Consider the following 22,439-nt stretch of genomic DNA (forward strand, 5'->3'; position numbering starts at 1 on the left):
AATTTTTTGGATATGCCTAAACACATATAACTTAAAAAGCACCCTTTAAAAAAGGGTGCTTTATCAAAAATAATTATTCAGCTATTGCTTCAACATCAACTGGGTAAACACTAGCTTTTTTCTTATCTTTACCCATTCTTTCAAATCTAACTATTCCGTCGATCTTTGCGAATAAAGTATCGTCTTTACCTCTTCCAACATTTTCACCTGGGTGGATTTTAGTTCCTCTTTGTCTATAAAGAATGTTTCCAGCAAGAACAAATTCTCCATCAGCAGATTTAGCTCCTAATCTTTGTCCTGCAGAGTCTCTACCATTCTTAGAACTACCTACTCCTTTTTTATGAGCGAATAATTGAAGGTTCATAATTAACATGTGACTACACCTCCTCTTTTAATAAAGTTATATATTCTTTACGTTTCTTACTTCCAAAGCTTTCATCTAAACTTAAAATTACACTTTCTAAGCTCTTTTCAAAAGTTTGTAGTAAAACTTGTGACTGTACTATTTCTTCTTCGTTAAAATCATTAAGATCTAACTTTAAGTATCCATCATCATTGATTTCATATGTTGAATTAAGTTTTAATACCTCATCCAATCCAATAATTACACTTTGTGATAAAACTGAAACAGAATTACATATCATATCAAAGGTCTCACCAACTAAAGAAACATCATTTCTAAAATCTCTATCAGCCGATAATGCATGATTATTGATTATAAATCCAATAATATTACTATTACTATAATTAATTTTAACATTAATCATAATATTAAGCTTCTATCTTTTCAACTACTAACTTAGTATATGGTTGTCTGTGTCCATTTTTTCTTCTATAGTCTTTTTTAGACTTATATTTGAAAACAATAACCTTCTTTTGCTTACCTTGAGCGGCAACCTTAGCTATAACCTTAGCTCCTTCAACAACTGGTGCGCCTACTTTTATAGTTTCACCATTTGCTACAGCTAAAACTTCTGTTAATTCAACTGTTGAGTCAACCTCAGCGTTAAGCTTTTCAACGTATAATACGTCTCCTTCTTGAACTCTGTATTGCTTTCCTCCTGTTGCTATTACTGCGTACATTAAAACACCTCCTCATAACGGTCTCGCCACTTTCGGTACAAAGTTTAATCTTTGTTTATAAAAAACCTTATGTGAGCGGTCTACAAAAGCCATTCTACCATAATCAACTTTCTTTGTAAAGTAATTTACACCAGAATGCCTATATTAATTGTTATTGTTATTAAAATTTCTCTATAGCGATTACTTTATGTCTTGCAACATTATCTTTCTGACTTTGAAATATTAATGGTTCAACCTTAAATCCTTCAATATTATCTACATAATTCAAATATATTTCTTTATTAAGTCCTTCTATTTCTTTTATAAAATTAAATATGTCCCCTTGTATTCTTTCTTTATAAACACTATCTATCTCAATATAAAAACATTCTATTGAATTTCCTTCTTGTATTCTTAAAATCTCATTTCTTACAAGTCCTTCTATATAAGAAAGTTTTAAAATCATTCCACATCCTTTACATAATAAACAATCTTCTTCCATGTATTCATAAATACTCTTTCCTTGTCTCTTCCTTGCAATTTGTACTAAATCCAATTCAGTGAAAGGAAAAATCCTGCTATTACCTTTATCTGATGATAAACTGTTTTCTAATTGTTGCATAACAACATTTTTTTGAGTTCTATCTCTCATATCTATAAAATCAATTAAAATGATTCCACTTAAATTTCTAACTCTTATTTGTTTTCCAATCTCTTTTGCAGCTTCTAAATTAGTCTCTAAAATAATCTTATTGAAATTCTTTCCTTTTGTGTTTTTTCCACTATTGACATCAATAACATACATAGCTTCTGTCTTATCTATAACTATATACCCTCCACACGGAAGATTAACTTTATTATGTCTTAATTTTAAAAGCTCTTTTTCAAGTCCATAAAAGTCAAATATATTTCTAACGCCAGAATATATTTCTAACTTAAGGTTTTCTTCTCCATTAATAAAAGCTCCTACCTTTTGAAAGTCAACTTCATTATCTACATATATTTTAGTTAACTCTTCACCTATAGAATTTCTCAAAAGCTTAAACAAACTTAAATCTTCTCCATAAAGTTTCTTTATATCAACTGAATATTTCATACTTTTATCTAAATTCTTAAAGTCTTCATATAACTTATTTATTTCTCTTTGAAGCTCATCAATACTTACATTAGCACCCTCAGTTCTGATTGTTATTTCTACATCCTTTAATAATTCTATTTTATTTACTATTTCACATTTCTTATCTTCATCATTTATTCTTTTAGAAAAGTTTATTCCTTTTTCATAACAAGTCAAAACAATATACTTCCCGGGAATACTTACTTTTGAGCTTAACTTTGCACCCTTATCATTTAAAGGTTCCTTAATAACTTCCACTAGTATATCTTGGCCTTTTTTTATATCTCTACTTTTAAGCTCTTCACTATAGTATAAATATCCTTCTTTATCTAAACCTAAATCTACAAAAACAGAATTAATAGCAGGAAGAATATTTTTTACCCTTCCTTTATAAATCTCTCCTATTATAGGTTCATTTTTCTTTTCTTCAACAATACTTTCTACTAATTTTCCATCTTCTCTTATACCAATTCTTAATAAAAACTCTCTTCTTTCTATGAAAATCTCTTTCACTTTAATCACATCCTAAATGCATTTGGATATTATTTACTTCTAAGTCATATTTAATTTCTGACGCCTTATATAAAGGTACTAACTTTTCATCCTTTGAAAAATACATTTCTTCTCTTTTTATTTCAACAAATGATTCTAATTTAGCACTTGAAGTTCTCTCTTGAATATACTTAACCACTAAGTCTGGTGCTAAATGCTCTCTACTTCCTGAATTTATTACAATGTTAAGTATCAAGTCACTGTCCTTAAGCCAGAACTTAAATTCTTGAATCATTGACTTTATATCAACTTCTCTTTCACCTTTTTTACTCTTTTTTATTGTTCTCCATTCTTCTTGATTAAGAAGTATATTTATTTCTTCTTCTAAATTGCTCACATCTTCATAAGGAACTTTTATAATATATCTACAAGCATCAATCAAAGCCATGCCTTGAGGAACTTTTTTTTCTCCTTCAACATAAGGTATTTTAGTTGCCGTTTTAAACTTTATTCCACTTGAAGATACTGAATTTAATTTATCAACAATATCTTTTTCATCAACCTCTTCTACTAACACTATATCCATATATTCACCCTCAGAATATATTCCAACTGCTAAAGGTTGTGCAATAGACATAGCCATATGGGGATTAAATCCTCTCGAATATTGAATAGGTAATTCTGATCTTCTAATATTTTTTTGTATTGTTCTCATTAAATCTAAATGAGAAATAAATTTAACATTTGCTTCTTTAGTATATTTAATTAAGTATCGCACCTTCGAAACATTCTCCTTCCTTAAAGTTTGTATTTATTCCACATCCTGTACAACCTTTTCTACAGTTTTGTGTTAATTCTGCTCTTTTTGCTTTTTCATTTTCATTCTCCAAATACTTTCTATTTACTCCAATATCAATAAAGTCCCAAGGTAATATTTCTGAATAATCTCTTTCTCTATAAACATAAAATTCTCCATCGACATTACACTCTTCTAAGGCCTCTATCCATGTATCATATTTAAAGTATTCTGACCAGCCATCAAATTTTGCACCTTTTTCAAAAGCTTTTACTAAAACATCACATAATCGTCTATCTCCTCTTGCAAATAAAGCTTCCATAAATGACGTTTTTTGAGCATGATAATTATAATTTATACTTCTAGATTTAAGTGCACCCCTAACTGCTTGGATTTTTTCTCTCATATTTTCCATTCTTTCCATTGCAGTCCATTGAAATGGTGTAAATGCCTTAGGTACTAATATTGATGTACTTACAGTAATTCTGAGACCTTTATTCCTAACTCCCTTAGGCACTTCATAATATTGCCTAACAACCTTTTCTGCTAATTCTCCAATAGCTTTGCAGTCTTCTATCTGTTCATATGGTAATCCAATCATAAAGTAAAGCTTCATACTACTCCATCCAGATTCAAATGCACTTCTAGCTGCACCTAATATCTTCTCTTCGCTTAATCCTTTATTAATTATATCCCTCATTCTTTGAGAACCTGCTTCAGGTGCAAAAGTTAATCCTGTCTTTTTTACCTTTTGAATTTCTTTAATTAAGTCTACTGAAAATGCATCAACTCTTATTGAAGGAAGCGCTATTGCAACTTTATTTTCTTGATGTTCACTCATTAATTCCTTAATTAACTCCTCAATTTCCGAATAGTCACAAGTACTTAAAGACGAAAGCGAAATTTCTTGATATCCTGTATTTTTAATAAGCTCTCTAGCTTGCTTTACAAGATCTTCTCTCTTTTTTTCTCTAATTGGCCTATAAATCATACCTGCTTGACAAAATCTACATCCATTAGTACAGCCTCTAAAAGTTTCTAGTACTACTCTATCATGTACTATTTCAGAATAAGGTACTATAAATTTATCTGGAAAATCAACCTTAGTAAAGTTATTAATGATTCTCTTAGTAACTTTTTTAGGTACATCATCATACTTTGGTTTAAATTCTTTTATAGTTCCATCTTCATTATAAGTAACATCATATAATGAAGGTACATATATACCTTGAATCTTAGATATTTCTCTTAAAAATTCATTTTTCTTGTTCTTACCTTTATACTTCTTATAAACATCTAAGACATCATTCATCATTTCTTCGCCTTCGCCAATTTCAAAGAAGTCTACTATATCATATAATGGTTCAGGATTATATGCACTAGGTCCACCTGCCATAACTAAAGGTTCATCTTCGCCTCTTTCAGAAGCTCTTATAGTAATTCCTGACATATCGAGCATATTTAAAATATTTGTATAACTCATTTCATATTGAAGAGTAAAACCTAAAATATCAAATTCATTCAAAGAATCCTTAGTTTCCAATGTAAATAAAGAAATATCATTCTTTCTCATTTGCTCTTCCATATCTGGCCATGGTGCAAATGCCCTCTCACAATATGTATCTTCTCTTTCATTTATAGTATGATAAAGAATTCTGCTTCCTAAATGAGACATTCCAACCTCATAAACATCAGGAAAACAAAACGCAAATCTTATGTCAACTTCATTTATATCCTTAACAACTTCATTTAATTCTCCACCAGTATATCTACTCGGCTTTTCAACCTTAAATAATATATCATCTGAAACTTTATTCATTAATAAATTTCCTCCTCAAAACACAATTTAATAATTATCAACAATATATAGTATACATCAGGATTGCCAATGTTTTTTTAATACTTTTTCGATAAAAACTTTTACTAACTCTAAATCAAACTGAGTACCTGCATTTTTTTGTAATTCTCCTATTGTAAATTCCTCTGATAAAGCATTGCGGTAGCTTCTTTCACTAATCATAGCATCATATGCATCTGCTATAGCTATAATTCTTGATTGAATTGGTATATCCTTTCCTTTTAACCCCTTAGGATATCCATTTCCATTCCACATTTCATGATGTAAAAGTACATATTGTGCAATTTCTGACATATCATTTACTGTACTTAGTATTCTATATCCTATTTCCGAATGTCGCTTAATCTCTTTCCATTCATCACTCGTAAGTTCACCAGATTTGTTTAGAATATCTTCTTCTATAGCTATTTTACCTATATCATGTAGTAATCCAGCCATCTTAAGTTCCTTAATTTTTCTTTCAGGTAAACCAAGGCCTTCACCCATACTTTTGCATAATTCTGAAACCCTAATTGAATGCTGTTCTTCCCTTTTATTTTTTTCATTAAGAGTATTAATTATAGCATTAATTGTTTTCCCTCTCATACTTGGACTTTCAAAAAGTTTTTTCTTATACATATAATCTTCTGCCTTTTTAAATACTTCTTTACTATCTTCTTCTTTATTTTTTTTAGTTTCATAACCAAAAGATATTGATATATCTAAATTCTCTGTTTTTTCTTTTAATGCTAATTCATTAATATTTTTAATAATTTGTTCTGCTTTATAGGCATCTGTTTTTGGTAATAAAATAATAAACTCATCCCCGCCTAGCCTAGCAACAATATCCTGAGCTCGACATCCTTTTTTTATTATTTCTGCAGCTTTCCTAATAAGTTCATCTCCCACAGTATGACCAAATGAATCATTAATTAGCTTTAATCCATTTACATCACCTAAAACAATGGTTAACGGTAGTTTTTCTTCTACATCTAATCTTTTTAACTCTTCTTCAAAAAATCTTCTGTTATATAAGTCTGTTAGTTCATCATGATAACTTAAATATTCTAGGTTATTTTCCATTTCCTTTTTCAAACTAATATCTCTTGATATAGCTAAAACTTCTTTTTCACCATTTTTAACCATTCTGATTTCATAATATCTCTCTTTATCTGTATGGTTTAATTTATACTCAAAACTTTGTACATTACCACTTGTAAAAACTAATTGTAACTTTTCATAACCTATTTCTACTACTTCTTTAGGCATAATTTCAGCTATACTTTTACCAATGAAGAATTCCTTTGGCATTAGCAAAAGCCTATCATCACTAGCCTCACAATCTAAAAAAACACCTTCAGAGTTAATCATAAATAATAAGTCAGGTATTGCCTCAATAATTGCTCTGCTTTTTTCTTCACTTTTACTTAACTGTTTTTTACTTTCACAAATTTGATCGTATTGAACCCTTAATTCTTCCTTAGCTACAGTTAATTTTTGCACATATGCTTCAAGCTCTTCATTAGCCTCTTCAAGTACTTTATAACTATCTTTAAGTTGTTCTTCTGCAAAAGAAATTTTTTTAAGAAAGTTATTTATTAATGAATAAATAATACTTGTAGTTACAATAACATATACCCAACCTTTGTATGTGTTAACAATTACCAGAACATTTTTATTATTAAAAAGCGCATTTGTAGCTCTATCAGAAAAATAAATCCAAATTAACCCAATTATCAGATATATTATACATATTTTGATACATTCACATTTAAATTTATTTTTATTATCCTTTAAAATCAAATAAATTTTCTCTCTAATTGATAAAAACATAAGCCTCATCCAATCCCCATTATATTTTAACAAACTCTTTCTTCGTTTGTTATCATTTTATATATTAAAATATAGTCACATTATATATTAAAATATAGTCACAATTTAATATAAAGTATACCCTTTGTCAAGGACATTATAGAAAAAGACTATGCTAAGACAAAAAGATGATTTCTGCATTTTTTACCACAGTCATATTTTTAGATTTCATTAATATATACAGTTATTATAATAATTTAGATACCTCATTTTTATATAATATTTCAACTTCTTCTTTTATAAGGCACATTCAAAAAAATAATAGACCAATACGTTTGTATATTATTTTCTTTCATGTGCCTAAATAGTTTATTGTTCACTTTTATCTGCTCCTGATATTATTTATTCTATCATACATAAAAATATCCTATAGATAGACTGTTTTTAAACTTGTCTATTCTATAGGATACATTTTAATATTAGGAGCTGTTTTAAAACCGTGTTGATATTGTTATATAAAGCTCATGGACGGTGAAATTTACTTTATCTTATAATTACTAGGAATATCTCCTGTATATTTTTTGAAATTATATGTGAATTGTCTATAATCACTATAACCCACTTCTTTTGCTATTGTTGCTAATGAATATCTTTTTTTTAATAATTCTATAGATCTTTCTATTCTAAGTTTTCTTATATACTCTAAAAAACCAATACCTAAAACTTGCTTTAGCTCCCTAGATAAATAACTTTCATTTAAATACACACTATTAGCAACAACTGTTAGGGATATATTCTTATTATAATTATCATTTATAAATTTAATAGCTCTTTTTATACTGCTGTCCTCTAATTCTCCTCTATATTCTCTTACATTTTCAATCGCTAAATCTATAAATTTCTCTAAGTCATTTTTCAAATCAATCATTTGCCTATAGTCATTTTCTAACTCTATATTTTCTAAATTATTAATAGAAATATCTAAAGCTTTAAGTCTTTCCTTAATTTTTAAAATCAATTCAAATACAAGCTTAATTATTACTCTTTTTTTTATCATATAATCACTAAATATTTTAAATAACTCATCAATGTTTTTATCTGATGTTTTTGTATTTGCATTTAATATCTCATCAATTATTGCTGTTATTATACTATTCATTTTTTCGTAATTACTATATACGTTAATTGGTTTTGTCTCTTCTAAAACGTTACCATATCCTTCATAGAAGCATCTTCCGTATAGCCCCTTTGCTATCCTATAAAGTTCTTTTAGTTTTATTGCAGGTCCTACTTTGGTTATTGATATTGTAATTACTCCTTGTATATCTTTCTTGATTTTTTTTATTAATACTTTAAAGTCTATATCCATATCTCCATAAAGTATTAATCCTATTCTATTGTCATGTGGTACAAATACATAATATTTCTCTATATTATCTAAAACCCACTTTTTTATTATGGATATAAATTGTATATTTAAAAATTCTTTATTTTTATCAATAAAATGTTCATAACTATCATTATTTATAAGTACTACTTTCACACTTTTTAAATTATCTAAATAATTATCCACTTCCTCTATAGGACTTTGACCCCTCATAATACTTAACAAATGTTTTTCAACTGTTGATTTATCAGATTCTTTTTCTTTTTTAATAATATTAACTGCATTCATAATTGCTTCTGTAAACTCTGGTACTTGAATTGGTTTCAAAATAAAATCTAAAGCATTTATTTTTACTGCACCTCTAGCATATTGAAATTCGTCATGTCCTGTGATTACTATAAATTTTACATTAGGTAAGAATTGTTTAATTCTTTTAGCCATCTCTATTCCATCTATTTCTGGCATATTTATATCTGTAACTATAATGTCTGGATTAATTTCTTTAGCTAATTCAATAGCCTCATAAGCATTTGTTGCTTCACCGCAAACACTGCAGTTCATATTTTTCCATGGAATTATACACCTAAGTCCTTTTCTAGAATAGTATTCATCATCAACTATAACTACTTTAATCACTTATTTTCTCCTCCTTTTTAGGTACTATTACAGAAAATACAGTAAATTCTTCTTCTTTAGTATAAAATACCCCATAACGTTCTCCATAAAATAGTTTTATTCTTTTGTCAAGATTGTTAAGTCCAATTCCTTCACCTTTTGTTTTACTATTTTCAATTCCAACTCCATTATCCTTAATTTGAAAGCATAGATTGTCCCCGTCTTTGAATCCATTAATAATTAAAGTACCCTGTCCTACTTTTTCTTCTAATCCATGTACGATAGCATTTTCAACCAATGGTTGTAGCATTAATTTTAAAATTCTATATTCTAAAATATCTTCTTGTATGTCAATATTAATTTCAAATCTATCTTTATATCTATAATTTTGTACAGTTAAATAACTATTTATTTGTTCACATTCTTTCTTAACGGTTACAGTATCCTCATTACTATTAACATTATATCTAAAAAAATTAGCTAATGCATCTGTAGCTTCAACTACAGAATCAATTTCTCCAAGTCGTGCCATCCAGCTTATTACACCTAATGAGTTGTAAAGGAAATGTGGGTTTACTTGAGACTTTAATGACTTAAATTCAGCTTGTTGAACTAAAAGTTCCTTTTTATAATCTTCTAAAATAAGCCTGTCTATTTCCTTTATCATATCATTAAATCCCCTTGATAGTTCTCCAATCTCATCGGCAGTATAATTTTTTATTGATACTTTAAAATTTCCCTTTTCAACTTCTTTCATTAATGTTCTAATTTCTACGATTGGTTTAGAAATTTTTTTAGACATAATAATAGCAAAGCAAACTGCTATTATTACCACAAAAAATGTTAATATAATTATTAATTTTACATTACTTAATATTTCTCCTAAAAAATATTCTTTAGGTATTAATTCCATAACCTTTATTTTTGTTTTATTAGCACTAGTATAATATCCTAAATAATCCTTTCCATTCATAGATATTTCTATAACTCCAGAATCAGCATTCATTTTAAGTAAATATTCAGAATTTAGTTTAAATCCAGTAGAACCTTTGTAATTTTTATCCGTAACAATATATCCATTATCATCAAGTATCATAACATTTGAATTTTTTACGAATGATGTAGCTTCAAAAATATCATCAAAATAACTATCGTAAACATCTGCTATAACATATCCTATTATTTGTTTTGTTTTTTTATCCACTATTGACTTTCCAATAGAAAGAACAGTGTCTTTAGAATTTTCTCCATCCACTCTTCTATGAATTTTTTTTACAACTCGATCTTCATTTTTACTCAATTCTTCATAGAAATCTCCTCTTGCATCTGTATAAATGGGATAATAATAATTTGTGGTTGAAAACCTACTAGTTTTATCTAAGCTAACAATATGAAGTGGTATTTCTGTGCTCTGAGTAGCTAATATAGCTTTTGAAATTTTATATAGTTCTTGTGTATCATCAAATCTACTTTCTACAGTGTTTTCTGATTTATTCTCTTTTTCCATTATACTCTGTACATCATAGTTCTCAGCAATATAATTAACCATCTTTTCATATGTATTAATATTGGTATCTATTAATTCTGCCGCTATTTTTATATTACTATTTGTAAAAGAATCTATTTTCTCATAAGTTGATTTTATAATAAATACTGTATCATATATCCATAATGAAATTAATGGAATTATTCCAACAATTAAAAATGCAATAAGCAATTTTCTTTTAAAGGTAAAATTGTTCTTCAGCATATCAAATCTCCTATTTGAACTATTATTTTTCTAAGATGCTATATTTTACATATAAAAAATAATTCTTTTGAATGGGCCTTATATCATAAATAATAAACTATTTACTAAAAAAAATATAGTGACCTAAGAAACCTTAGATCACTATATTTTAGACATTTTTAAATAAAATTAATTAGTCGTCATATTATTTTTTTGGCTATGTTTTAGGAGAGTGTTGATATTGTTATATTTTGCAAAGTGGACATTGAAATTTGACTTTTAAAACAGCATCATTTTTTAAATGCTTTAAGGCACATTCAAAAAAATAACAAGTCAATATGCTAGTCTATTTCGTGTCATGCTGCGTCAGTAGAATGGCCTAATAGCTCGCTATTAAACCATTCTACTTCCTTACCTGACGCAAAATATACATCGCATCTTGGACTTGTTATTTTCTTTCATGTGCCTAATCTTTTACTTCATAAATTTGATTTATATATTGATTTGCTCCACACTGCAATAAAAATTCATTTAAAGTAAAATATTTCGGAATTTTAATTGTAAGCAAACAACTTTTTATCTTTTTACTTTCTTCATCTTCTTCTACATAAAACTCTAGATTTATAATTTTTATACCTTTTGTTACTATACATTGCTCAATACACTTCATAGCTTCACTCTTATCAATATAACTCATGTAAACTTTGTAGTTACCAGCATTAGTTATAAATTTTTTTTCAAATTTCTTTAGACTTACTAATACTAATACTATTGATATTCCACCTAATATACTTATAGAATAATATCCAAACCCAATAGCTAAACCAACACAAGCTACTACCCATAATGATGCAGCTGTTGTAAGTCCTTTTATTGATCCTTTAGTATGAATTATAGTTCCTGCGCCTAAAAATCCTATTCCACTTACAACTTGAGCACCTAATCTTCCCATATCTATTTTTATAGAATTAGCTAAGACCTCATCTGTGCTTATCATTATTATAGATTGACTCACCATTTCAACTTGTATTAATGAAATTATAGTGGCACCTAGTGCAACCAAAATATGAGTTCTAAAACCTGCTGGACTATTTGTTGCCTCTCTTTCATATCCTATAACTCCACTAATTAAAATTGATAGTACTAACCTTAATCCAATTTCTTGTAAAGGCATAAATTTTTCCTTCCCTAATTATATGATATGAACATTATTCTTATCAAAATTAACAAATATATCTTGTCCTTCTTCATATATTGTTTTAATCTGTGGATTAAAGTCTTCACATTTTAAAATGGCGTTATCTAATTGTATTGTATAATCTTGAAATGCTCCCATAAATGTTGAAGCTATTATTTTTCCTTTAAATAATCCTGTGTCCCCTATTTGAATAGCTTCAGGTCTCAATACTAGCTTGCAAGCTTCCCCTTTCTCTTTTGTTCCTTTATATGGTAATTCAAATTTTACATCTTCAACCTTAATTGTAGCCAGTTCACCTTTCATTTCTGCTATCTCTCCAGATACAAAATTTGCTGTCCCAATAAAGTCTGCAACAAATTGTGTAGCTGGTGTATAATAAATTTCCTTAGGAGTTCCAATTTGTTCAACTATGCCTTTATTCATTATTATAATTCTGTCTGAAAGACTCATAGCTTCAGATTGGTCATGTGTTACATAAATAGCTGTAATACCAACCTTCTTTTGAATTTTTCTTATTTCAGTTCTCATGTATACTCTTAATTTAGCGTCTAAGTTAGATAGAGGTTCATCAAATAATAGTACTCCAGGTTCCATAACTAGGGCTCTTGCAAGAGCCACTCTTTGTTGTTGTCCACCAGATAATTGATTTGGATATCTTTGTTCCATTCCATTTAACCCAACTAATTCTATTATATTTTTAACTTTTTTATTTAATTCATCCTTATCAATCTTCTTAATTTTTAATCCATATGCTATATTGTCGTAAATATTCAAATGAGGGAATAATGCATAACTTTGAAATACCATGGCTGTATCTCTCTTATCAGGAGTTAAATTATTTATCTTATCTCCCCCTAAAAAAATATCACCTTCTGTAGGAATTTCAAATCCTGCTATCATTCTTAAAGTAGTTGTTTTTCCACAGCCTGATGGTCCAAGTAATGTTACAAACTCCCCTGCCTTTATATCAATTGAAATATTATCTACGGCTTTAAATTCAGAATTTCCACCATGGATTAAATATATTCTTGTTAAATTCTTTATGTTTACGCCTTTACTTCTTTGCATATCTATCACTCCTATTATAATAAACTATCATCATTCTTGCTTACACCAAATTTATTTAATACGAAATACATTAATCCAATGGCAATTAATACTATTACAATTAACACTGTTGAAAATGCTGATGCTACACCAAATCTCCCATTATCTACTTGAGATAAAATTGATGCTGTAAGCAATTGATATTTTGGTGTCACCAAGAAAATTACTGCACTTACTGCTGTCATACTTCTTACAAATGTATATACTAATCCACTAAAAAACGCTGATTTTATTAATGGCAATGTAACTGAAGTAAATATTTTTGTTGAATTAGCTCCTAAGTCTTGTGCTGCTTCTTCTATAGCTGGGTCTATTTGTTGTAATGATGCAATACCTGATCTAACACCAACTGGTAAGCTTCTAACAATAAATGCTATAACTATTATAAATGCTGTTCCTGTTAATACTAATGGTTTTGTATTATATGCATTTACATATCCCAAACCTAATACTGTTCCTGGAACTGCCATTGCTAAAAGTGAAGTAAATTCTATAAAGCTTCTTCCTATAAACTTCTTTCTTACTATTAAAAATGCAATAATCATACCAAGTACTCCTGTTATTGGAGTTGCATAAATTGATAATAATGTAGTATCTCTTAATGGTTTTATTCCTAAATTAAATACATATTTGAAATGATCTAAAGTTAATGTGTAATCTATTCCCATTACCTTGAATACTCCACCTAATGGTACCAATACATAAAAGGAAATTACAAAAACTGCAATTAATAAACATACTATATCAACTGGCCAAACAATTCTATTTTCCGTTATTAACTCCCTTTCCCTTGCAGCTTTTCCTGTAACTGTTACATAAGACTTCTTTTCTATCCAGAATTTTTCTACTACAAAAAGTAATACTGATAATGTTAGTAGCACTACTGCTATTGCAGCTCCACCCCTCATATCATAGTTTCCTATAGCTTGCATATAAATTTTTGTAGCTAAAGTAGAGAAGTTTCCACCTATAACCATAGGATTTGAAAAATCTGCAACAACTTCAATAAATGTAAGCAAAAATGCATTTGCAAGACCTGGTAACATCAATGGTACTGTTATTGTTGTGAAAGTTTTCCATCTTGATGAGCCCATACTTCTAGCAGCTTCTTCTAATGATGGATCTATCTTTTTTAATAAACCTATTAATAAAAGATATGCCACTGGAAAAAATGTCATAGTTTGAACCATTACAATTCCTTTAAAACCATATATATTTGCATCTGTAATTCCTAATAATTGTCTTGTTATAATTCCAAATTGACCAAACAGCATAATTGCTGACAATGCCAAAACAAATGGCGGGGAGACTATTGGTAATATTGATACCACTTTGAAAAGCCTTTTGAAATGAGATTTTAAATATGCATCTGCATATGCAAAAATAAATCCTATTATCGTTGATAATATTCCTACAGTTACGCCTAAAACCAATGTATTTACTAAGGTCTGCCTAAAATCTATATCTTTTAATGTTTGCTCATAAGCACTAAGTGAAAATCCTCCATTTTCAATAAAACTAACTTTTAATACAGAATATAAGGGATAAATTATAAATATAGATAATGTAATTATTAAGAATATTATAGTTGTTAGCAGTATTGGATCCCTACATATCTTTCTCATATTATCTAAATTGTGTCTTGCACGCATTTTGCGCTTACTAATTCCCACTATATATCACCTCATATGAATTATTATTCATGAAAATGTCTCAAAATAAGATTTTAATATATATTTCTTTAATAATGTATATTAAATATTTTACTTAAGGCATCTCTAAATAAATAACTAGTCAATCTTATTGTCTTTTACTAGTTATTTATTTTACGATGCCTAAATCTAATTTTGAGACAACTCTTATCATTGGTTATTTAATTGCATTATTCCATTTCTCTACAAGTTCACTTCTTGTTTTTCCTGCCCATTCTAAATCATAATCTATTAATTTTGTATCTTTAATTTCATTTGAAAGTTCAGGCGCGGTAGCAGTTTTATTAGTTAAAAATTGATATGAACCAACTGTTTGACCGATTTCTTGTCCTTTTTTGCTTAAAACAAAATCAGTAAACTTTTTGGCAGCGTCTTGATCTGGGCCACCCTTAAGTATTGCAGTTGCTCCTATTTCATATCCTGTACCTTCCTTAGGTCCAGTTAAAACAATATCCTTCATACCTTCTTCTCTATATTTAATTCCATCATGTAAGAATGAAACTCCAACCATTACTTCTCCTTGGCCTGCAAGCCTTGCTGGAGCTGTTCCTGATTTTTCATAAGACTTAATATTATCATTAAGTTGTTTCATATATTTAAGGCCTTCTTCTTCTCCTTTAAGTTGAATTATTGTAGCAAGCGCTGTATATGCTGTTCCTGATGATCCTGGATTAGCAATAGATACTTGTCCTTTAAATTGAGGTTTTAATAAATCATCCCAACTCTTTGGAGCTTCTACGCCTTTTTCAGCTAATAACTTTTTATTTGAAGCAAATCCTAAGTATCCAACATAAATTCCTGTCCATGCTCCATTCTTATCTTTATATTTTTCTGGAATATCCTTTGAATTTTGTGAAACATAGTTTTCTAATAAACCATCTTCATTTGCTTGCACAAATGCATCTGCTGGCCCACCATACCACACTGAAGCCTTAGGATTATCCTTTTCTGCTTTTATTCTTCCAAGAATTTCACCTGAAGACATTCTAACAGCTTCAGCATTAATTCCAGTTTCATTCTTAAACTCTTCTACAACTTTAACCATGTGATCTTCCATTAATCCACAATAAATAGTTAGTTTTTCTTGTTCTTTAGCTGAATTACTTGAGCTTCCACATCCAGTAAACAATCCTGCAATCATTAGTGTAGCTATTGAAAGTGCTAGTAGCTTCCTTTTATTCATTGATTATTCCCCCTTGGATTTTCTTTTATGATCTTATTATATAGTAAACCTTTACTTGTTTTGAATATAAGTAAATATTTCTTACCTATATGTAAAATTTTCGTTGTTATAATTAGTTTTTTTATTACATAGCTATAAACAAAAACTAATTTAGGCACATGGAATAAAATAACAAAGAAATTGGATGAATACTTTTAAAATAGGATTAGAAAAATTATACTTTACAGTTAGTACTATTTTTCTAATCTTATGGAACAAAGTATACATCCAATTTTAATTATTTATTGATTTGAAAAAATAACACTTACTCTGCGTATCTATTTTCTTACTATTATATATTCCTCTAAAGTAATATTTCCATATTCTTTCAATGCTTTTATAAGTTCGTCTTCATGAATTATATCTAATAATTCCATATCATCATTAAGAACATAAAAGCTATTAAACTTATTTTTATCTACTAAAGTTAATACGTTAACTAAGCCTTTTTTATAATATACTGAAATACATTTGTTTTCTATATAATCATGTTTTTGAAGTTTTCTTACTTTCTTTATCATATCTCCCATAATTATATACATGGTTTTTTCTTTTTCTAAAAATGTAGTATATGTCATCAATATTGCTGCTAAAAACAGGCTTATATTCACCTTATGTAAAAATAACATTATATTAAATACTATAAACAATATAATGGAAATACTAAAACTAAAAATCTCAGTTATTTTTTTTGATTCCTTATATAAAAATTTTCTTGATAGCAATATTTCATATATTCTTGAACCATCTAAAGGATAAGCTGGTAACAAATTAAAAACTCCCAAACTTAAATTAATATCTATGCTAGTTTTTATAAAATCGTAACTAAAATATTGTTCTAAAAAGCATAGAAATACTGCCATAAAAAGATTAAAACAAGGTCCAGAAAAATATAATATCAACTTATTTCGTTCGGATAACTCATCAATATCACTAAAATCTGCATTTACCCCTAATATATTAAGTTTGAAATTGTAAAATTTACATTTAAATTTATTTGCAACTATAATATGAACACATTCATGTGCTATAATCCAAAAAAAACTAATAAAAATTGTACTCTTAAAATCTAAAGTAGCAATTAATATTAAAAGCTCTATAACAAGTATCTTATACCATTTTTTCATGTTCAACTCCTGTGTCATTGCTAAAGTCTTTATGCATTTTGTAGATTAGAAAAATCTAAATATTCAGTAGGATCTTGCTCCTTTCCCATATAAATAAATTTAAATATCATACCACTTTTTTCGCTACCTTCAATTTTATTGCAATCACCTAAATACTCACCTTTTTTAACCTGATCTCCTTCTTTAAGATTTACATTTTTAAGCATTCCATAATATGTTTCTACTCCATTTCCATGATCTATTAAAATATCCTGTTTACCTTCACCAGCAGTTACCTTTCTAATAGTCCCGTCCATACTGCAAACTACTTGTTGTCCTTCTTTAGCTTGTATTAAAACACCCTGTATATCTCCTTGTAATTTCACATAAGAAGCAAGTACCGGCAAACAATATTCATCTTTGATTTTATCTTTAACTCTAACTTCTCCTATAACTTTAGCTTTAGATTTAAATACATCAATATATTCTATTGCTTTATCTTTTAAATTAACTGTTTTTAACCTATTAAAAGTTTCAATAGCATTATTGTATGTAATTTTGTGATTTAAAACTTGTTTTGAAAAATTGTATACTTCTTTAGTTTTTTGCAAAGGTATAACTTTTAATGAAAAAAATAATACAAGTAAAACCACAGATGCAGTTAATTGTCTTATTAGTTTTGTTGTAACACTAGTTTGTTTTTTAATATTATCTGAGCCCATTCCATATGTTTTTCCTTTAGAATTACTCCTAGTGTTATTGAATGGAAGATACTCATTGATTTTACTATTATGTCCAACACTTCTCCCTTTACCTTGCTTCATAATATTTTTATAATATTTTTCATACTGAGATCTATAGTCACTCATAGTTTCTCCTCCAATAATCGTTTATTATTTTTTAATAATACCCTAGGCACATTAAAATGAATAACAAGTAAGTCAGCTAGTCTATTTCGTGTCATACTGCGTCAGTAATATTACTCCATAGTCTGATATAAACTAATCTTTCCTCTTTGTTTGGCATAAAGTGAAACTTTTCAGGTGGAATTTTATATTTCAGATGAACTTATACCTTCAAGTAGCACCTCATCTTAAGACAAAATATACATCGCATCTTTGACTTATTATTTTCTTTAATGTGCCTTATTAGATTATATTTAAAAATAATAAAAATTATGAGAACTAATTGCAAGTTTTAATCTTTGGCTCTGTTTTAATATAGTGTTGATATACTCCTCTACTGTTATTATTATTCTATATAAAAAAATAGAACCTATATAAATAGACTCTTTTTATAAGTGTCTATTTATATAGGTTCCATTTTAAATATCCTAAAGACTTTTTTATAATTTAAGTCTTTGTAGCGCAAATTACTAAAGTTCTATTTAGACATATTCAAAAAAATAACTAGTTAGTATGCTAATCTATTTTCTTTAATATACCTTATAGATGCTTAAAATTCTTTAATTACAATATTGGCTGTAGCTACATTAGTAACCACAGGTACATTGTGTACATCACATACTCTTAATAGAGCTGATACATCTGGTTCATGTGGTTGTGCTGTAAGTGGATCTCTAAAGAATATTACTAAGTTAATTGTCCCTTCAGCAATACGCCCACCTAATTGTTGATCTCCCCCATATGGACCGGATAGATATCTTTTCACTTTTAGTCCTGTAACTTCAGATATCATTTTTCCTGTGGTACCAGTTGCTACTAATTCATACTTAGATAAAATTTCTTTATGTTGCTTAGCAAATTCTATAATTTCATGTTTTTTCTTATCATGTGCTATTAACGCAATTCTCATATTTCCACACCCCTTTTAAAGCATTTAAAATAATATAATAAATCAAATATTTATACTATATTTTGTTTCACACATTAATATAAATTTTATTATTTTTTAAAGATGCCTAATATATACGTTCTAATTAATTATTTATAAAATTAACTTCTAGTTAAATGCTAGACACTCTGAACAAATTTAAATAAACACTAATTTTAAAAACGTATATATCTAAGTTAAAAATATATTTTTTTTCTTCTCATACCAACATTTAATACTAATGCTACTGACATAACAGTAGTAAGTAATGAACTACCACCATAACTAATTAAAGGTAAAGTTATACCTGTAATTGGTAACAACCCTACTGTCATTCCCACATTTTGTAATATAGCAAATAAAAAATATGACACTATTCCAATACATATAACAGAACCAAAAATATCTTTTGAAGTTCGTGCTATAGAAATCATTTTATAAATTAGAAATCCATATAGAGTCAATAAAAGCATTGCTCCTAACAATCCCCATTGTTCTGCTATAGCTGAAAATACGAAGTCTGTCTGTACTTCTGGAACATTTTGAGCTGCATATCCCGTAGTTCCATCATTTTTTAAAGAAGGTCTACTTCCAAGTATCCCACCTGAACCTATACCTATCAACGACTGAGTTAAGTGATACCCTGATGTAGCATCAGCAGCCTCAGGATTTAAAAAAGCTGTAAATCTTTGCTTTTGATATGGTTGTATAACCCCTGAATTCCATACTATTATAATAGCCAATACTAATGCTAAAAGACCTCCTCCAATAACCTTCATATTCAAACCTACAGTATAAAATATACCTAATACTATGAAAAAACAAACCATTGTCATTCCCATATCTGGTTGAGTAACTATGAATATAACTGGAACCATTGCATAAAACACCAGAATGAAAAAGTTCTTAACATTATTTATTTCACCATCCATCTCATCTAGTTTTTTAGCTAACATTAATATAATTCCTATCTTTGCAATTTCTGCTGGTTGAAGATGAATTGGCCCAAAATTAAGCCACCCTCTTGCTCCATTAACAACTACTCCTGCAAACTTTGTTATCAAAAGTAACACTACAGAACCCCAATAAAAAATTGGTACATAGTCAAAAATTATTGTATAATCTACTGCAACAAAAAAATATAATGCAACTACAGATATTATAAGCCAAACAAGTTGGGTTCTAGCAATCGTAAATGCAGAATCGGGATTACCTTTTGTACAAAGATATAAATTTAATACTCCATATAGAATTAAAAGCATTGTAGAAATTAATATAGTCTTATCAATTTCTTTAATTAATCTTAAATCAATTTTTAAATTTCTAAACAATTTCTCACCTCGAGTAAATAGAGATTTTATAATAATCATTATAGTATATTATGTTTCTCTATAAAAAACTATCTATTCAAGAAATTATAATAAAATCTTAATAATCTTATATCAATTTTATATAATATCTTGAGTCTCTATAAAACTAAGTTTTATTTTATCTTCTTATATTTTTAATAGGAATATTTGCAATTAATGCAGAGGCGTTTTCTCCTTCAATATCATCACTTTTATTTACAGATATCTCAACATCATCTACCTGTATTTCTATATATTTAGATATTACTGCAAGTATTTCTTTTCTTATTTTTTCCAACGTCTCTACAGGAATTTCACCTCTATCATGTATAAGAATAAGTTTTAATCTATCCTTTGCCACTTCTTTTGGTGTTGGTTTACTACTCAATCCCCTGAAAAATCCCATATCTATGCCCCCTATTTACGCTTAAATAGCTTAATTAATGATGTGAAAAATCCTGCTTGTTCTTGATGTAAGTTCATAATTTCAATTTTTTCACCAGTAATTCTTTTTCCTATATTCTTAAAAGCTTGCCCTGAAAATGATCCTTCTTCTAAAACAATAGGCTCTCCCTTATTAGTAGAAACAGTTATGTTCTTATCATCTGGGACAACTCCTAACAATTCAATTGATAGAGTTTCTATAATATCAGTTATGTCAAGCATATCTCCATTTTTAGTCATTTCATAATTTAGTCTATTTATTATTAACTTATGATCCTCCAGTCCTTTTGCATCTAGTTTTCCAATAACTCTATCTGCATCTCTAACTGATGTTATTTCTGGATTTACAACAACAATAGCACTATCTGCTCCTATAACTGCATTTTCAAATCCTTGTTCTATTCCTGCTGGTGAATCTATTATTACATAATCAAATTCTTCTTTAAGCTCATTTACTATTTTTAACATTTCTTGTGGACTTATATCATCCTTATCTTTTGTTTGAGCTGTAGGTAATAAACATAGATTTTGAAATCTCTTATCTTTTATAAGAGCTTGCTTCAATCTACATCTACCTTCTATTACATCAATTATTGTATATACTATTCTGTTTTCTAGACCTAATAATACATCTAAATTTCTAAGTCCTGTATCTCCATCAATAACTACTACTCTTTTTCCAATTGCAGCTAAAGCTGTACCTATATTAGCTGTCGTGGTTGTTTTTCCAACTCCACCTTTGCCTGAAGTTACTACGATAGATTCTCCCATTTAACATTCTCCTTCGACCTTATATTTATATATATTTATTTGGTAAATATGGTTCAACTATAATTATACCATCTTTAATTTTTGCTAATTCAGGATATTGTGGTTTTTCTATATCATCTGGTGAAATAGTTATTACATCTGCAATTCTTAAAATTTCTGGTTGCAGTAAAAAAGCAGCAATAACAGATTTTCTATTACCAGTATTACCAGCATTCACACACCCTTTTATAGCTCCTAAAACAATTACATTTCCACTTGCATGAACTTCTGCTCCACTATTAACATCACCAATTATAACTATATTTCCTTGGTAATTTATACATTGTCCACCCCTAATAGTACGTCTTATAAATTTAGTTTTTCCTTCATATACACCATTGAACATTTTCATTTGTTTACCATTGTCTTCTTGATCTATTTGTTCAAAAATAATTTCTTTTAATTCTATTTCATTTAAAAGTACTTCTTTAAGTTGTTCAATATTTTTTTTATTAATTAAACTTAAATTCAAATTTAAAATTAAGGTTGTATCTTTATAAAAATTCTTGCCTTTTGAAAGTTTTTTCACTAAAATTTCAAGCATATCTTCAAAACAACTAAATTTCTCCATATCAATTGTTGCATTTATACCTTCTTTATTACCTTTTATCAAAACACCATCATTATGCATTGCTACCTCCAATCAAGTGATTCTTAGTCTCAGGTGACGTAGCTTTATAAGAAAGACTTTATTTTTACCATCTGAGTCTTAGAAGAACTTCTCTCCTCACAGTTGTTCGTCAAGTAAGTTCGAGAATCCAAATACAAGATTTAAACTCTCACTTATCCAGGCGCATAGCACTGCTTAAGT

At 28.2% G+C, this 22,439-nt stretch carries 20 protein-coding genes; all 20 read right to left on the reverse strand.

The window, feature by feature from the left end:
- Nucleotides 1-73: 73 nt before the first annotated feature.
- The 20 genes from rpmA to minC all read right to left on the reverse strand — a co-directional run bounded on the left by rpmA (nt 74) and on the right by minC (nt 22,259).
- Entirely contained in the window at nt 74-373 is a 300-nt protein-coding gene (rpmA, locus tag BM027_RS02075; RefSeq protein ID WP_090088342.1) for a 50S ribosomal protein L27, read from the reverse strand.
- A gap of 4 nt (nt 374-377) precedes the next feature.
- Entirely contained in the window at nt 378-767 is a 390-nt protein-coding gene (locus tag BM027_RS02080) for a ribosomal-processing cysteine protease Prp (protein ID WP_090088344.1), read from the reverse strand.
- Between the two features lie 4 nt (nt 768-771).
- Entirely contained in the window at nt 772-1,083 is a 312-nt protein-coding gene (rplU, locus tag BM027_RS02085; protein ID WP_090088346.1) for a 50S ribosomal protein L21, read from the reverse strand.
- Between the two features lie 160 nt (nt 1,084-1,243).
- Nucleotides 1,244-2,692 (reverse strand): Rne/Rng family ribonuclease, encoded by a 1,449-nt coding sequence (locus BM027_RS02090; RefSeq protein ID WP_090088354.1) that lies wholly within the window; start codon nt 2,690-2,692, stop codon nt 1,244-1,246.
- A gap of 1 nt (nt 2,693) precedes the next feature.
- The gene (locus tag BM027_RS02095) at nt 2,694-3,449 is read right to left on the reverse strand and encodes a TIGR03936 family radical SAM-associated protein (RefSeq protein ID WP_090088356.1); all 756 of its coding nucleotides are present in this window, start codon (nt 3,447-3,449) and stop codon (nt 2,694-2,696) included.
- On the reverse strand, nt 3,433-5,286 hold the full coding sequence (locus tag BM027_RS02100; RefSeq protein WP_090088358.1) for a TIGR03960 family B12-binding radical SAM protein: 1,854 nt from the start codon (nt 5,284-5,286) through the stop codon (nt 3,433-3,435). The genes BM027_RS02095 and BM027_RS02100 overlap by 17 nt, the downstream gene beginning before the upstream one ends.
- A 57-nt stretch (nt 5,287-5,343) precedes the next feature.
- Entirely contained in the window at nt 5,344-7,137 is a 1,794-nt protein-coding gene (locus tag BM027_RS02105) for an HD domain-containing phosphohydrolase (RefSeq protein WP_090088589.1), read from the reverse strand.
- A 517-nt stretch (nt 7,138-7,654) separates the two neighbouring features.
- Nucleotides 7,655-9,139: a response regulator transcription factor gene (locus BM027_RS02110; protein WP_090088359.1), complete on the reverse strand. Its 1,485-nt coding sequence runs from the start codon at nt 9,137-9,139 to the stop codon at nt 7,655-7,657.
- Entirely contained in the window at nt 9,132-10,868 is a 1,737-nt protein-coding gene (locus BM027_RS02115; RefSeq protein ID WP_090088361.1) for a cache domain-containing sensor histidine kinase, read from the reverse strand. The genes BM027_RS02110 and BM027_RS02115 overlap by 8 nt, the downstream gene beginning before the upstream one ends.
- Before the next feature lie 445 nt (nt 10,869-11,313).
- Nucleotides 11,314-12,021 carry an MgtC/SapB family protein gene (locus BM027_RS02120; protein ID WP_090088363.1) on the reverse strand — a complete coding sequence of 236 codons (708 nt, stop codon included), beginning with the start codon at nt 12,019-12,021 and terminating at the stop codon, nt 11,314-11,316.
- An 18-nt stretch (nt 12,022-12,039) separates the two neighbouring features.
- Nucleotides 12,040-13,113: an ABC transporter ATP-binding protein gene (locus BM027_RS02125; protein WP_090088369.1), complete on the reverse strand. Its 1,074-nt coding sequence runs from the start codon at nt 13,111-13,113 to the stop codon at nt 12,040-12,042.
- A gap of 14 nt (nt 13,114-13,127) precedes the next feature.
- A complete protein-coding gene (locus BM027_RS02130) occupies nt 13,128-14,825 on the reverse strand; it encodes an ABC transporter permease (protein ID WP_341465513.1) in 1,698 nt (565 codons plus the stop codon).
- Nucleotides 14,826-15,021: 196 nt separating this feature from the next.
- Nucleotides 15,022-16,047, reverse strand: a complete 1,026-nt coding sequence (locus BM027_RS02135; RefSeq protein WP_090088371.1) for an ABC transporter substrate-binding protein — start codon at nt 16,045-16,047, stop codon at nt 15,022-15,024.
- Nucleotides 16,048-16,364: 317 nt separating this feature from the next.
- Nucleotides 16,365-17,213, reverse strand: coding sequence for a site-2 protease family protein (locus BM027_RS02140; RefSeq protein ID WP_090088373.1), 849 nt, complete (start codon nt 17,211-17,213; stop codon nt 16,365-16,367).
- A 29-nt stretch (nt 17,214-17,242) separates the two neighbouring features.
- Nucleotides 17,243-18,061: a M23 family metallopeptidase gene (locus BM027_RS02145; RefSeq protein WP_090088374.1), complete on the reverse strand. Its 819-nt coding sequence runs from the start codon at nt 18,059-18,061 to the stop codon at nt 17,243-17,245.
- A 586-nt stretch (nt 18,062-18,647) separates the two neighbouring features.
- Nucleotides 18,648-19,007, reverse strand: a complete 360-nt coding sequence (mgsA, locus tag BM027_RS02150) for a methylglyoxal synthase (RefSeq protein WP_090088375.1) — start codon at nt 19,005-19,007, stop codon at nt 18,648-18,650.
- A gap of 215 nt (nt 19,008-19,222) precedes the next feature.
- Nucleotides 19,223-20,356 carry a rod shape-determining protein RodA gene (gene rodA / locus BM027_RS02155; RefSeq protein WP_090088377.1) on the reverse strand — a complete coding sequence of 378 codons (1,134 nt, stop codon included), beginning with the start codon at nt 20,354-20,356 and terminating at the stop codon, nt 19,223-19,225.
- Between the two features lie 157 nt (nt 20,357-20,513).
- Nucleotides 20,514-20,780, reverse strand: a complete 267-nt coding sequence (gene minE, locus BM027_RS02160) for a cell division topological specificity factor MinE (protein ID WP_090088379.1) — start codon at nt 20,778-20,780, stop codon at nt 20,514-20,516.
- 11 nt (nt 20,781-20,791) lie between these two features.
- Nucleotides 20,792-21,589: a septum site-determining protein MinD gene (minD, locus tag BM027_RS02165; RefSeq protein WP_090088381.1), complete on the reverse strand. Its 798-nt coding sequence runs from the start codon at nt 21,587-21,589 to the stop codon at nt 20,792-20,794.
- Nucleotides 21,590-21,614: 25 nt separating this feature from the next.
- The gene (gene minC / locus BM027_RS02170; RefSeq protein WP_090088384.1) at nt 21,615-22,259 is read right to left on the reverse strand and encodes a septum site-determining protein MinC; all 645 of its coding nucleotides are present in this window, start codon (nt 22,257-22,259) and stop codon (nt 21,615-21,617) included.
- Nucleotides 22,260-22,439 lie beyond the last annotated feature (180 nt).

Origin of the sequence: Clostridium uliginosum (assembly GCF_900112485.1) — a bacterium.
Classification (GTDB): Bacteria; Bacillota; Clostridia; order Clostridiales; family Clostridiaceae; genus Clostridium; species Clostridium uliginosum.